This is a genomic window from Moorena sp. SIO1G6, assembly GCF_010672795.1.
Taxonomy (GTDB): domain Bacteria; phylum Cyanobacteriota; class Cyanobacteriia; order Cyanobacteriales; family Coleofasciculaceae; genus Moorena; species Moorena producens.
Window position 1 is genome coordinate 1 of record NZ_JAAHFZ010000008.1, and the last position, 14,683, is coordinate 14,683.

Here is a 14,683-nt window from a genome sequence, read left to right on the forward strand (position 1 = left end):
ATAAATGTTGGGGATTAGTTGAAAATTTGATGCATTTAAGTCGTCATAAGCTCGATCATTATTTACGAGGTATGAGAGCTATGAAGCTTATACAGTCTACTTTTTAGCTCTCATGTCGCCCCCCCAGGGTCTTTTTCTAAATCATAGAGAACATCTGCACAGGCGAAAATTTCTTGCTTTAACTGTTCTTCACTCCAATCCTTAGCATCAATCACCTGCATGGGTACATTCATCATAGGATGAACAATTTGCACAGGTTCGCCCTCTTTATCCGTTCCATAAGTGGTTCGTAAAATGCCATGACGTTCTACGATTTTTCGCCATGTTGCTTTCCAGGTTTCTATATCTAAGGGTGAATTTATTTTTACCGCATTATACTCGTTGTAAGCGCTATTGCCAGGGGCTATTTGGTGGATAAACCATAACCCTTTCTGCCCCTCTGACATAGGATAAACAGAACTGATTTCTGGATTAGAGATTAAATCATTATTGTGATTTTGAAAATAATTCATTATTTTAATTCCAGGTTTTATTAATTTTTTTTTGTATAGTAATTACCATACTGGGTAAGACAAGGGCGATCGCCATTATTTGTTCTGATTAAATTGGTATTAGTCCTGTTTTTACCAGTAATTTTGCTTGTAATAAGTTAACCGACTCTGGGAAAGCTTGTTCCGAATCAACAACTCCAAAAATGAAATGGCGGCGCGATTTGGATCGACAACAGGTACTCCTCTTCCCGCTTCGGCTAGACGTTGAGCAACAGCATCAGCCATATCTAAAAAGCCAGTGCAACCAAAAATTATGGCATTAGCACCATCTTCATCAATCGCTTTGACACTTTCGGCATAGACTTTTTCTACGGCAACTTGCTTGTCATGTAAGCTCAAAACCGGAAGATGCACGGAACGAATGGAAGCAAAATTGGGGGAAATTCCAAACTTCCTGATATGCTCCCGTTGCATTGCTACAACTGAATTCACAATAGTAATAATTGAGAACCTTTGAGCAAGCATCATTGCTGTATAGGCGCTGGGTCGGAACCCTCCAACAATTGGAATGTCAATGACCTCTCGAGCTGTTTCAACTCCACAGTAATCCATGTCCGATACAAAAATCCCGTCAAAGCCATCTCGTTCGGCTTTCACCGCTTGTGCAATCACATAAGGGGCATTGATTTCTGAATCATAACGACTTTCAATTGAACGAGTCCCCTCTGAAATATTTTCCACATCTACCGTCATATCAGGTGTCAGGACGGGTTCAACGGCTTGGGAAATTTCATCGTTGAAATCGCTGTTATTTATGGGAATAATAATTTTAATTTTCATAGGTTTGGTTTTTTATTTTCAAGACGTAACTACAATTTAAAATCAGGTGAGCTTTGTTGGTAGCAAAGTTTCAACAGTTCAGCTAATACCATTACGTGAGGTTCACTCAACATAGTAGTATGATTTCCAGGAATTACATGAACCTCCACGGTTTGGCTAGAAAACTGGTTCCATCCCCAAGTTGGATCCGTAGGAATTTCATCAAGCATTCCCAATTCATCCTGATAAACTTCCCTAGTGCGGAACAGGGTAATCCGACCTTGATAACCTCCTTGTGGGAGATAACTCATAAAAGCCAATTCATCAGCTTTAATCGTTTGAACAATCCCACGAACTCGGTCAATTCCTGAATTAGGTGGCAACAGATTGACGGTTTCCATCTGCTGTTTGAGATAATTTAATTGCGCTAATGGAGTTAGAGGTTTGAGGGTTTCATAGGAAATGCCGAGATTTTTCCCAGATAACATTTCTAGGATATGGGCAATATTCGTTAGCCATCGGGTATCATCCCAATCTAGCTGTTTTGGGGCACGACCAGGAATTGGAGCCGGAAGGTCGAAGAGTGCAAGTAGGGCAACTGTTTCTCCCTTTTTTTGTAGTTGTTGTGCCATTTCAAAAGCAACCAAAACCCCAAAAGAATGACCTGCGAGGAAGTACGGACCAGAGGGTTGAATGGTTTGGATAGCTTTCAGGTAATAGGCAGCTATTTGTTCCACACTACTAAAGGGTTCCGACACCCCATCTAAACTAGGAGGTTGCAAAGCATAAAAAGGTCGATCATTTCCCAGATGACGGGCGAGTTGGTGGAAGTACACCACATTGCCACCGGAACCAGGCATACAGAAGAAAGGTGGGTGGTTTCCAAGGGGTTGAATGGCAACTAAGGGAGACCAAGAGTGAGTATCAGTGTTTTGGCGCAGTAGAATGGCTAATTGTTCTATCGTTGCTCCTTGGAAAAGGGCGGCTAAAGATAGATTTTTGCCAAATTCTTTCTCAATTTGTACCATCAGACGCACTGCTAACAGAGAATGACCACCGAGGTCAAAGAAGTTATCTCGGACTCCGATGGCAGAAACACCGAGAATCTCTGACCAAATTTGGGCTAGTTGTAATTCCACCGAGTCCCGGGGAGCAATAAAACTGCTTTCCCGAACCAAACTTGAAGCATCGGGGACAGGTAAGCCACGACGGTTGACTTTACCATTAGGAGTCAGGGGCATTGCTTCGAGAAAGAAAAAACCAGCAGGAATCATGTAGTCGGGTAGCTTAGTCTTGAGGAAAGAACGCAAATCATTGATCGTAGTTTTTGCGTCATTAGTAGTTAAATAAGCAACAAGCCGTTTGTTTCCTGGAATGTCCTCGCGGGCGATGACTACAGCTTCTCGCACCTTGGAATGTTGGGCAAGTACTGCTTCAATTTCTGAGAGTTCGATGCGGAAACCTCGAATTTTTACTTGATTATCAATACGTCCAAGATATTCAATATTTCCATCGGGTAAATAACGAGCTAAATCACCAGTTTTGTAGAGGCGAGAACCTGGTTTATTGCTAAAGGGGTTAGGGATAAACTTTTCCTCTGTCAGTTCCGGACGGTTGAGATAACCTCGGGCTAAACCCGCACCACCAATATGCAGTTCTCCGGGTACACCAATGGGTACGGCTTGGAGATGAGAGTCTAGGATGTAGATAACGGTGTTGGCAATCGGACGACCTATGGATTCAGGGGCATCTTTGTGAAGACTGGCGCGGTTAGGTTTTACCTCTCTAATTGTTGACCAAACGGTAGTTTCAGTAGGACCGTATATATTCCATAAACCGCCGACTTTTTCTAATAAATTATCGCCTAAAGATTGTGGCATAACTTCTCCACCACAAATGGCTTTTAACTCAGGGCAACCTGACCAGTTTGCATTCAGTAACATTCCCCAATTAGCGGGGGTGGCTTGCATCACACTCACTCTATCATTGGCTAGTTTTTCTGCCAATTTTTTCCCGTTCATCGCTACTTCTGGACTTGCTAAAGTTATTGTGGCACCTACTGTTAAGGGCAGGTAAATTTCCAGGGTATGAATGTCAAAACAAATTGAGGTGATTGCTAAGATGCGATCGCGACTACTCAACCCCGGCTCATGCTTCATCGAATTGATAAAATTCATCAAAGATTGATGGCAAATTTGTACGCCCTTCGGTTTTCCTGTTGAGCCAGAGGTAAAGATGACATAAGATAAATTATTGGGTTTAACCGTGCTTTCAAGATTGGCTTGATTTGACTTAGAAATAATCTCCCAGTCTGTATCCAAACAAATCGCTTGAGTTTCATTGTTGGGTAAGGAACTAAATAACTGACTAGAAGTAATCAGGATTTTGGCTTCTGAATTAGATAAAATATAGTCAACTCGTTCTTGAGGATAATTCAGGTCTAACGGCACATAAGCTCCACCTGCTTTCATAATCCCCAACAATCCCACTACCATTTCCAGAGAACGTTCAACACAGATGCCCACTAATACCTCTGGTCCGACCCCCAGAGTTTGCAAATAATGTGCCAGTTGATTAGCTTGACAATTTAACTGATGGTAAGTTAATTTTTGCTCTTCAAATACCACTGCCACTGCATCTGGTGTCTTTTCTACCTGTTCCTCAAATAACTGATGGATGCACTTATCCCTGGGATAGTCAAGTTGAGTATTATTCCATTCCACTAACAACTGATGACACTCACTTTCAGTCAACAACGGCAATTGAGCAATGGAAGTTTCCGGATCAGCAACAAATCCCTCTAGTAAAGTCATCAAATGTCCGATCGCCCGGTCAATAGTTGCAGCATCAAACAAATCGGTATTGTACTCGATCGCCCCGATCATTCCCTCTGGTCGTTCCTCTAAATTAAAAGTGAGGTTAAACTTCGAGCAGCCCGAATCTACCTCTAACTGGCTAACCCTCCATCCCAGCTTATCATCAGTTAAAGGGGGCTGAAGCACAAACATTACCTGAAACAGGGGATTTTGGCTGACGTGGCGATCGGGATGAAGAGCATTGACCACCTGTTCAAACGGCAGATCTTGATTGGCGTAAGCGGATAAAATGACATTTCGGACTCGCTTTAACAGTTCTGGGAAACTGGGATTTCCACTGAGGTCGCTACGCACAACTAAAGTATTAAGAAAGTCTCCCATCACCCCTTGTAACTCTGGTCGGTTGCGTTGGGAGCTGACAGTGCCAATGACAATATCTTCTTGGGATGAATAGCGATAAAGCAAAACTTTGATAGCTGCTGCTAGGGTCATAAATAAAGTGACACCTTCTTTACGACTGATGGTTTTGAGCTTTTCGGTTAAATCTTTTGAGAGTGTAAAACAAAGTCGCGAACCAGCAAAAGTGGTTTGTGGGTTGTGGGGACGGTCAGTGGGAAGTTGTAACTGGGGTAAATTTTCCAGTTGTTTCTCCCAGAAGGCAAGCTGATTGGAAATAATTTCTCCGTGTAACCACTGTCGCTGCCAAACGGCAAAGTCAGCATATTGGATGGTTAACTCCGGCAGAGGTGAGGGTAAGCCTTGAGAAAATGCCCCATAAAGGGTTTCCAATTCCGGAAAAAATATACTGGTGAGGGATTCTCCATCCACCACAATATGATGCACTGCCAAGTAGAGCCGATAATCTGTTTTTCCAAGCTGAATCAGAGTGGCTCGCAGCAAGGGACCTCGGGTTAGGTCAAAAGTGGTGCGAAGCTGTTCGGTGGCAATTCGCAACCCTTCGGTTTCTCGTTCCGTTTCCGGCAAGAAGCGCAAATCAACCACGGGTAAAGTCAAACGTGATGGGGGATGAATCTCCTGAACTGGCTGTCCGTTGACGACTCTAAATGTAGTCCGCAGAATTTCGTGACGGCGGATGAGTTCTTTCAAACTGTTTGATAATGCCTGGATATTAATATCCCCACCCAAATCAATGGTAAAGGTTTCATTGTAGATTGGTTCAGAGGGAACTAATTTGGTGATAAACCACAATTGTTTTTGACCAAAGGATAAAGGAATGGTTTGCTGTCGTGAAATGGGTTCCAGGGATGGCAAACAATATGATTGCTCTTCTTGAGCTACCTGGGTAACAATTTTGGCTAACTTTGCTACTGTAGGACACTCGAATAAGTAATTTAGCCCTAGTTCTACCTGGAAGCGATCGCACACAAGCCCGATAATTTTGGTGGCTAACAGGGAATCTCCGCCTAATTTAATAAAGTTGTCGTGAACTCCAATGGGAGAAACACCCAGAATCTCTGACCAAATTTGAGCTAGTTGCAGTTCTACAGAATCCCGGGGGGCAACAAAACTGGTTTCACCAACCAAACTTGAAGCATCAGGGATGGGTAAAGCCCTGCGATCGACTTTGCCGCTAGGTGTTAAGGGAAAAGCTTCCAGAATGATAAACGTTCCGGGCACCATGTAGTCTGGTAACTTTTCCCAGAGAAAGCGGCGCAGTTGACCCGAAGTCGGGATTTGCCCCTCATTTGGACAAACATAAGCCACTAAGCGCTTATCCCCTGGTTGGTCTTCTCGGACAATCACCGCAGTCTGCCGCAGGTCGGGGTGTTGAGCGAGTGTTACTTCAATTTCTCCGAGTTCGATGCGGAAACCTCGAAGTTTTACTTGATTATCAATACGTCCGAGAAACTCTATATTTCCATCGGGTAAATAACGGGCTAAGTCCCCAGTTTTGTAAAGGCGGGACCCCTCTTCTTGACTAAAGGGGTTGGCAATAAATCGTTCTGCGGTCAACTCAGGACGGTTGAGATAACCTCTAGCTAGGGAAACTCCACCGATGTACAACTCACCAGGAATTCCCACAGGTACAGGTTGTGCGAATCGATCTAAGATGTAAATCTGAATGTTAGCAATGGGACGACCAATAGGTGGTAGTGCTGACCAAGTGTCAGTAGAACCGGTTAAGGTAAATACTGTAACTACAACATGAGTTTCTGATGGTCCATATTGATTATGAAGGGAACAATCTTTTAGCTGGGAGAAAAAGCTGGCGATCGCTGGAGTAATTTGCAACTGTTCCCCTCCTGTGATTACTTCCCGCAGACTTGTGGGCATCAATCCCAAAGTTTGAGCGGTTTCTGCTAACTGCTGTAAAGCAACAAAAGGAAGAAACAGTCTTTCTACTTGTTTTGCTCTTACCAAATGTAGTAAAGCAACAAGGTCTCGTCGCAGTTCTTCTGAGATTAAGACCAAGGTTCCACCCCCACACCAGGTTGAAAATATTTCTAGAAAAGAGACATCAAAGCTAATTGGTACAAATTGCAGGGTTTTTGCCCTGGTTGAAACTGTTGTGTTTGACCGTTGCCACAAAATCAGATTATTCAAGGCCAGGTGCTTCATTCCTACACCTTTAGGCTTACCTGTAGAACCGGAAGTGTAGATTACATAAGCCAAGTTTTCCTGATCAGCAGTACAGTTGGGATTTAAGTCAGTTTGTTGACTAACTAGATTCCAGTCAGCATCTAAACAAATGATTTGCGCTTTATTTTCCGGTAATCCAGCTACCAAGTTTTTTTGAGTTAATAGCACTGAAGCTTGAGTATCTTCAATCATGTAAGCCAACCGCTCAATCGGATAACCTGGGTCTAGGGGAACATAAGCCCCACCGGCTTTGATAATGCCCAACAATCCCACCACCATCTCAACAGAACGTTCAACACATATCCCCACCAAAACTTCTGGTTCGACTCCCTCCGATTGTAAATAATGTGCTAATTGATTAGCCCGACAATTCAACTCCCGATAGGTTAATTGTCGGTCTTCAAATACCACCGCAACTGCATCCGGTGTTTTTTCCACCTGTTCCTCAAATAATTGACGAATGCACTTATCCTGGGGATAGTCAACCTGAGTATTATTCCACTCCACTAACAGTTGATGACGCTCTTTGTCGGTTAACAGAGGTAATTCAGAAATGCTTTGGTTAGGATTGGTAACGATTCCCTCTAGCAAAGTCTGAAAATGACCAAGCATCCGGTGTATCCTGTCAGCATCAAACAAATCTGTGCTATACTCAAGGTAACCAATAATTCCTTCCGGTCTGTCTTCTAGATTTAGAAATAAATCAAACTTTGACGTAGCGTTATCCACATCTTGCCGGCTGACAGTCCAGTCTAAATCAAAGGCTGGTGGTGGTGGTTCCATCGTACAAATCACCTGGAACAGAGCATTTTTACTTAGGTCGCGTACGGGATGGAGTGTCTCCACAAGTTTTTGAAAGGGGATATCTTGATGAGCATAGGCTTCTAACAGGACTTTTCGCACCTGATCGAGCAACTGTCGAAAACTGGGATTGCCCGAACAATCTGTCCGCAACACCAGCATATTCACAAAGTAGCCAATCAGGTTTTCAATTTCTGGGGAATGGCGACCTGAACTCGCCGTGCCAACCATCAAATCTTCCTGCTGTGTGTATCGATAGAGCAAGGTTTTGAAGGCTGTTAACAATGTCATAAATAGCGTTACTTCTTCCTGCTGACTGAAGGCTTTGAGTGCCTCACTCAGACTTTTAGACAAGGTTAACTTTTGCTTTGCACCTCGAAAACTCTGTACTGGAGGTCGGGGACGATCGCAGGGTAACTGAAGTATGGGCAGTTCGCCACTGAGTTTTTGTTTCCAATAGTCAATTTGCTGGGACAACACTTCGCCCTGCATCCACTGTCGCTGCCACACGGCAAAGTCTGCATATTGTAGGGGGAGTTCGGGAAGGGGCGATCGCTGACCTGAGGAAAAGGCTTGGTAGAGGGTTGCCAATTCTTTCAGAAAAATACCATACAGGGAAACTCCGTCAATGGCGATATGATGGAAGGTCAGAAATAACCGATACTCTTGGTCTGTTAGCTGTATCAAGAGGGCTCGCATTAGTAGCCCAGAAGCAGTCAGATCGAATAGTTTTTGAGCTTCTAAAGTTGCCTGTTGTCGCGCTTCAGTTTCCCGTTTGTTTTTCGGAAATTCCCGCAGGTCGATCCTTGTCAACTTAAAATCAGGTGGTGGAGCAATAATTTGAAGGGGTTGTCCGCTCACAATCATAAACTTAGTTCGTAAAGCTTCGTGACGGCGGATAATTTCCTTCAGGCTTTTCTCTAGTGCGATCGCATCTAATTGACCCCGAATATGAACTGTTGCGGGCTCGTTATAGAAAGGAACCTTGGGATTGAGTTGTGCGAGCAACCACAGTTGTTCCTGAAAATAGGAAAGCGGTATGGGTCCAGCATCGGTTCGGCGAGTTATCGTTTTGGCCGACCCTTGACGCAAGCCTTTTTTATGGAGCAGGAGTTTGAGGAGTTCTTGTTTGTCTGTAGGTAAAAAACGATCTGACGAAGACTTATCCATTTTTTGGAACCCATTCCTAATTTTTATTGTTTTTATTGACCAGACAAGAGGCTTTCAGAATCAGCTAGAGGTTTCAGTGGCTTATAATCGCGACTAACCAAAAATTCTGGTCTGGGCCGATCGACAGAAACGGGAAGATTCTCGACACTGTTGTAAGTAATAATCATAAGTCGGCGGGGAAAAGGAGAAATGTTGGTAACCGAGCCATGAACCACGTTGCTATCGAACAACATTATAGACCCAGCCGTACCTTTCGGGGCTAAAATTCCAAATTTTTTAACTAATTGTGTAACAGTTTGTGGGGGAAGACAATACTTAAGATTTGCGCTAACATTCACTTTCCAATCTGCTGTTTCAGGATTAGCTTCAGTTTGTGCTACCGATGCTTATACATCGAGCATCCCCTGTTGGTGGGAACCTGGAATAAAAATCATCGGTCCGTTAAATTCATTCAGATCATCCAATAAAATTGCTAGTCTAATAACCTTCGGTAGTGGTATTCCATCTTCCTTGTGCCAGTAGATAAAATCTTGATGCCAAGGCCATACATCTCCACCAAAAGCTGCTTTTAAATTAATCTTAAATTGGTAAAGATACACCTGACTGCCAAGAAGCTGATGGGCAGGTTCGAGCAAGCGCGGTTCTCGGATTAAGTTGTGGAAAACCTTGTTAAACAGATAGCAACCGTGTAAAGCGCGAACCGTCTTACGATCTTTTTATAGCACTCGCCCTGGTACATCTTCAGCCATTAAACCGGGTAGCTGTGCTTGTATCAGCGAGACTTCCTCTTGAGAAAATAAATCAGGAATTAACAGAAATCCATGATTGTTATATTCGTCTATTTTTTCTGTTGTAAGTTTCATAAAGTTTATGGGTTTATAAACAACTTGAAACGTCATAGGCTTTTACGAATTTTCCTTCATCTCAGCTAGCATGGCAGCCACTTCTTCGGAAGATAGCCGATTAATTGCTTGGAAAGTCCTGGCAATTTCGTCAATGACTTCCGGACCTCCTCCACTTTCTGCCATTGCTTCTACTAGTCCACTGGAGTTTAGACTAAAGCTTGAAGAATGAGTCAATCTCTGGGGGAAATTCAAACTGAAATCGTTGCGAAATTTCTATAAAAATCAGGGTAATTTTTTCAATTTATTCGTTTTATTTTAGCTAAAGGTACCTTTGCCCTTTTTTACAATAGGACACCTTAGTTTCTTATTCCTCTTTTTGCCTTTTTGCCAGCCTGGGGATTTTCCACGCAGTTTGGGTGAACGAGTAGGTGTACCAATCGCAAACATTACTTCAATCGCAAACATTACTTCGCTCCAAGCTGCTGCGGTTCTTCCGGGGGATAATTGAGTTTGATGTTTTTGCCAAAGTAAAGGATTATCTGTGATTTCTTTGTGGACTAACCACAACTGCCAAGTCATTAAAGGCATCAATTGACTCCATCGGTCACACCCTTCTTTTGTTCCCAATTTCGGTAATGTCCAATGGAGTCTCTGTTTGGCAAACCGATACCAATGCTCAATAGTAAAACGTCTTTGGTATAACTTAAAAACTTCCAATAGAGATGGCATTTCAAACCCAACCCAAGCTAACCATAACGGCTTGGTCTTTTTCGAGTCAAGTTGTTCAACTCGTACAATAGACATTGAATGTGAAGCGGATTCTTTGAAGTGATAGTTGTGCCAGACTTTCAACTTGATTTTTCCAAATTTAGGGTCATTAACTTCCGCTATGTCATCCGGTTCATTCCAAGTCGTTGAGTCATTCAGCTTGAATTTATGACCATGTTTTTGGGGACGATCAATACCTGAATAACCTGGTGGAAATCCATATAGACAAAGATTAGAACGCAATCGCATTAATTTGTCACACCAGATATTTGCGATTTATAAGAGTAATTTTGCACAACCATATTGACTGTCAAACAGTACAATGGGTCGTTGAGTTAAAAGATAACAAATTTATTTCAGTTGAGTGGCTACTTTTTCAATGGGAGTTTGTTCAGAAGTGATTCTTTCATGGCTTAATGGTAACGCCCAACTCCCTTTGTTTTCAGGGAGATAAGTAACTGTCGAGTACCCTTACCCCACGCCCACTGGACGATTTACTGACACAGAAGACGCTTGATACTCGTATGTTTTTTCAGTAAGAGTCACCGCATCCGGGAGGGAATAAGGTGAATGGTCAGCTACTAATATTGGCTGAATGATTGGAGGTATTTCGAGTATAAAAAGTTTCAGCAAATTTGACCAGTGAGGTCTACAATCAGACAGTGCTTCATAGGCTGAGTGCCACTCTCTACGAAAGACAGAAGATAGAGACAATTCCGCCAAACAACTTGGACGAAGAGTCAAGATCGCAGCATCCATCAATTCAAAAACAGCATCCTTTGCAGTTCCCATCTGATTATAGACGTTTTGGCGAAACTCTCGTAATCGTTTCAGTTTCATCAGGACTTGAGGAAAGTTCTATAAAGTTTTTATCTTCTCATCCTGACGAACTAGGGGTCAAGTCCTTGGAGTCAGTTAGTCTAAACTCCAGATTCTAAATTTTTGCGATCGCCTAAACTCAGAACTGGAGACAGTTTTATCTCTTTTTTTCTCTGAAAATGTCTAATCTTAGAAAAAAATGATGCGATCGCCTAGTATGAAAGGCTTTTAGATCCGTGACATACTCCCGACGTTGCCCTAACGGGACAACGCGGGCTTCTTGCCAACACCACCTAACGGTTCGGTTGCTCGGCAAGCTTTACTGCTGACGGGATGCCCCACCGCCAAATTCAAGATATTTTTAGCCGCGTTCACGTCTCTATCCGCTGTGTATCCACAATGAGGACAAGAATGAATGCGGTCTTTTAACTTTTTCGGAACTTTTTGTCCACAATTAGAACAGTTTTGACTGGTGTTTCGAGGATTCACTGCTTTCGTTATCAAACCAGCATTTTCGGCTTTGTTCGACAGTATAGAGAGAAATTGCCCCCACCCAGCATCTAATACAGACTTAGCAAGTTTGGTTCTAGCTAGTCCTTTGATGTTTAGCTTTTCGTGAGCTACCAAGTCATGGTTGTCTAGTAGTTTTTTTGCTGTCTTGAAATGGAAATCTTTCCTGGTGTCAGATACTTTTTTATGAGCCTTCCCCAATAGGGCGATTGCCTTCTTCCTGTTTTTACTACCCTTTTTGGAACGGCTAACTGCTTTTTGGATTTTCTTTAATCGCTTCTGGGCTTTTCGGTAGTACTGAGGAATTGGGACTTCTGATCCATCAGATTTAACTAAGAAAGACTTGAGTCCCATGTCTACCCCAACAGGATTTGTGACGCTTGCTATTGGCAAGATTTCCGGAACGGTGTCATCTTGGATCGAAAGCGTAACGTAATAGCCATCAGCTTTACGAGTTATCGTAGCTGTCTTGATTTTAAACCCTTCAGGGATTGGCCTGTGATAGATCATCTTAACTTTTCCGAACTTAGGAAGAGTCAAGATGTTCCCACTTATAGGACTTTTAGACAGAGATGGAAAAGTAAAAGACTTGTATCTGCTTTGACTTTTAAATCTAGGTCTTCCGCTCTTTTTTCCGTTGCAATCTCCTTTTAAGAATCGCTTAAAAGCCAAGTCAACACGTTTAACACAATCTTGCAAGACTTGAGAGTGGATTGCTCCATACCAAGGTCTTTCTTTTTTTAGTTGAGGTAAACTTTTCTTTTGCGAAAAATAGTCAGGATTATCTCTTGGCTCGGGAATGTAGCAGACAAGAGGGCAGGAGTTTATAGCACAACGATTTTGTTCGTACCAGTTAAACCTATCAGCCAGTAAGTAGTTGTATTGATAGCGAAGCATATCCAACCATTTTTCTGCTTCAGCTTTTTGAGATTTAGTCAATCTTAACTTATACTGATACGCTGCTCTCATTGTTGCTACCTCCTGTTTTTCGACCTATTATAATAATAACAGGAGTATTTACAAATGTCAATGCATGATGAAAGATAAAAACTTGATGATCAGATTAACCGACTTTGAAAAAAGACAATTAAGACAGGAAGCTGATTGGCCGTAGGCCACGCTACGCGAACGCAGAGGAATGACTAGCTCTGAGCTGATAAGAAGTTTAATAGCTCGTTTCCCTGAACCAAAAGAGTCTTAGTTGGCAATTGCGTTTTACTCCATTGCCTCGCTGTCATCCCGACGCCTACCCTATAGGGTAAGGCGCGGGGCTTCTCGCGAACTAGCTAACCCCAAATTTTTGGGTGGAGAATGAAACGGCCCTGCCGTAGGGTGGGGCTGTGTGCGGAATTCAGTTCCACACCTTGAGAGCAAGGTCTCCCGTTATAATCTTTGATTTAACGGGAGACCCCTTGCCCGTTTAGTTGGCAGAACCTTTTTTCTTCAACTTCAATCTACGTTGTAGCAATTATGCCTGACGGCAGGCTAAACCTTGGTTAGAATACTCCGTGATTCATCCGGGGGAGTGTCAACGGTTTGTTCAAATACTCGCTCTGCCAGAACGCACCTAGCTAGGTAGATTGCTGTTCCTACCATGTAAACAACCAATGAAGCCCAAAGCAGATTAACATTCTCAAGATATCTTGCCGTAATAGATATTGGTAGATACATGACTATAAATGCAGCTAAAGCTGCATTTCGCAATGTTACACCCCGTTTTAAACCAATGAAGTATCCTTCTAACATTGATGCGCTGGCAAGGGCGAGAATAAAAGGAAACAGCCAGATTAGGGTTTCCTGCATAATCGGGTAGAGTTCTGTATGATTAGTCAGTAACCTAAACATCTTAACTGGTAAGAATAGTGGTAATACTGCAAACCCAAAAACGATTGGTATACTTGTTAGCATTGATAAATATAAGCTCTTTAAAACCAACTCATCTGCTCCTTTACTGGCAAAACTCCCTATGAAAGTTTGACTTGTCAGTCGGATTCCATGGATAGCAAAAGCACCAACTAAAATCCATTGCAACAGTAAACCATTACTACTTAGAGTCAGATTGCCTTGGGTTGCACTAAAATTTGTAAAAATAGCATAAGCCGAAATTAAGACTAAAAATCGAACCGTAATATTACCACTTAATGCGAGAATTTTCTTCAATGCTTTCCATCGCAAAACTAAACTTGAGACTTGCTGTAGTTTTGACCATTTAATTTGAAGACAGACTCCGACAAGGGCAACACTGAGAGCAATATATTGGCTTAGTGCGGTTGCTAGACCTGCTCCAAAGGCACCCCACCCTAACCTTCCAATCATCCCATAGTCAAGCATGACGTTGCTTGCAACACCGACTAAAGACATAATCAGAACTGTTCTTTGTTGCTTCTGCCCAAGATACCAACCCGTCAATACATAGATTAATAAGACAGCAGGAGCACCCCAGATCCGAGCCTGAAAATAAATCATGCCTTGAGTTTCAATATCTGGCGTGCCATTGAGGATAGCAAATCCGAGAATCTGTAGGGGATACTGTAGTAGCAAAATAACTAGACCAACAACTAGAGCAACAAACCCACCCTGCAAAATAGCTAAAAGTATTTCTTCTTGCTGCCTTGAACTGCCTAAAGCGTGGGCTGTTATAGCGCTCGTACTATCTCTCAAAGATTGTAAAATCCTGTAGAGATAATCAAATATAATCGTAGCCAAAGTCACCCCTGCTAACACTTTGATGTTGTCAATATGTCCTAGAAAGATAGCATCAATAAGACCCGCTAGCGGAACAGTCATATTAGCTAGAGTACTAATGAAGCTTAGGCGTAAAAAGCGAAAGACAAAGTTCTCGGAATTCTGAACTGAAGATGTGATTGTCATAAAAATCCAGCTAATACAACAAGATACCTTAGAATATGCAGTAAGGTATGTACCAACTTCCCTTGACAAGGAAAATCGGATGCATCAATAATTTTTTTGGAAAAATTTTCAGACCAAGTGGCTTGAACGACAGACATTATCCTGGAATGTCTCTGCATAGCCTGTCTTCGGC

9 protein-coding genes and 2 pseudogenes are annotated in these 14,683 nt (G+C 42.6%); 1 reads left to right on the forward strand and 10 read right to left on the reverse strand.

Annotation, left to right across the window (positions count from 1 at the left end; all coding sequences use genetic code 11):
- Positions 1-127, forward strand: a pseudogene (locus F6K63_RS09310) (IS4 family transposase); the annotation flags it as partial.
- Here F6K63_RS09310 and F6K63_RS09315 read toward each other — a convergent pair.
- The 10 genes and pseudogenes from F6K63_RS09315 to F6K63_RS09365 all read right to left on the reverse strand — a co-directional run bounded on the left by F6K63_RS09315 (position 111) and on the right by F6K63_RS09365 (position 14,511).
- Entirely contained in the window at positions 111-512 is a 402-nt protein-coding gene (locus tag F6K63_RS09315) for a condensation domain-containing protein (protein WP_353812988.1), read from the reverse strand. The pseudogene F6K63_RS09310 and the gene F6K63_RS09315 sit on opposite strands and share 17 nt — an antisense overlap.
- 111 nt (positions 513-623) lie before the next feature.
- Positions 624-1,331: an aspartate/glutamate racemase family protein gene (locus tag F6K63_RS09320; protein ID WP_287311826.1), complete on the reverse strand. Its 708-nt coding sequence runs from the start codon at positions 1,329-1,331 to the stop codon at positions 624-626.
- Positions 1,332-1,360: 29 nt separating this feature from the next.
- Positions 1,361-8,698: a non-ribosomal peptide synthetase gene (locus F6K63_RS09325; RefSeq protein ID WP_287311828.1), complete on the reverse strand. Its 7,338-nt coding sequence runs from the start codon at positions 8,696-8,698 to the stop codon at positions 1,361-1,363.
- Between the two features lie 32 nt (positions 8,699-8,730).
- Complete coding sequence (locus F6K63_RS09330) at positions 8,731-9,036, reverse strand: phytanoyl-CoA dioxygenase family protein (protein WP_287311830.1); 306 nt, start codon at positions 9,034-9,036, stop codon at positions 8,731-8,733.
- Between the two features lie 48 nt (positions 9,037-9,084).
- Positions 9,085-9,375: a phytanoyl-CoA dioxygenase family protein gene (locus tag F6K63_RS09335; RefSeq protein WP_334220040.1), complete on the reverse strand. Its 291-nt coding sequence runs from the start codon at positions 9,373-9,375 to the stop codon at positions 9,085-9,087.
- A 39-nt stretch (positions 9,376-9,414) separates the two neighbouring features.
- Positions 9,415-9,561: a hypothetical protein gene (locus F6K63_RS09340; RefSeq protein WP_158026741.1), complete on the reverse strand. Its 147-nt coding sequence runs from the start codon at positions 9,559-9,561 to the stop codon at positions 9,415-9,417.
- A 42-nt stretch (positions 9,562-9,603) separates the two neighbouring features.
- Positions 9,604-9,726: a hypothetical protein gene (locus F6K63_RS09345; RefSeq protein WP_271968479.1), complete on the reverse strand. Its 123-nt coding sequence runs from the start codon at positions 9,724-9,726 to the stop codon at positions 9,604-9,606.
- A 132-nt stretch (positions 9,727-9,858) separates the two neighbouring features.
- Positions 9,859-11,151: pseudogene (locus F6K63_RS37725) on the reverse strand (NF041680 family putative transposase).
- Positions 11,152-11,388: 237 nt separating this feature from the next.
- On the reverse strand, positions 11,389-12,609 hold the full coding sequence (locus tag F6K63_RS09360) for an RNA-guided endonuclease InsQ/TnpB family protein (protein ID WP_071106563.1): 1,221 nt from the start codon (positions 12,607-12,609) through the stop codon (positions 11,389-11,391).
- A gap of 516 nt (positions 12,610-13,125) precedes the next feature.
- Positions 13,126-14,511: an MATE family efflux transporter gene (locus F6K63_RS09365; RefSeq protein ID WP_287311834.1), complete on the reverse strand. Its 1,386-nt coding sequence runs from the start codon at positions 14,509-14,511 to the stop codon at positions 13,126-13,128.
- Positions 14,512-14,683: the final 172 nt, after the last annotated feature.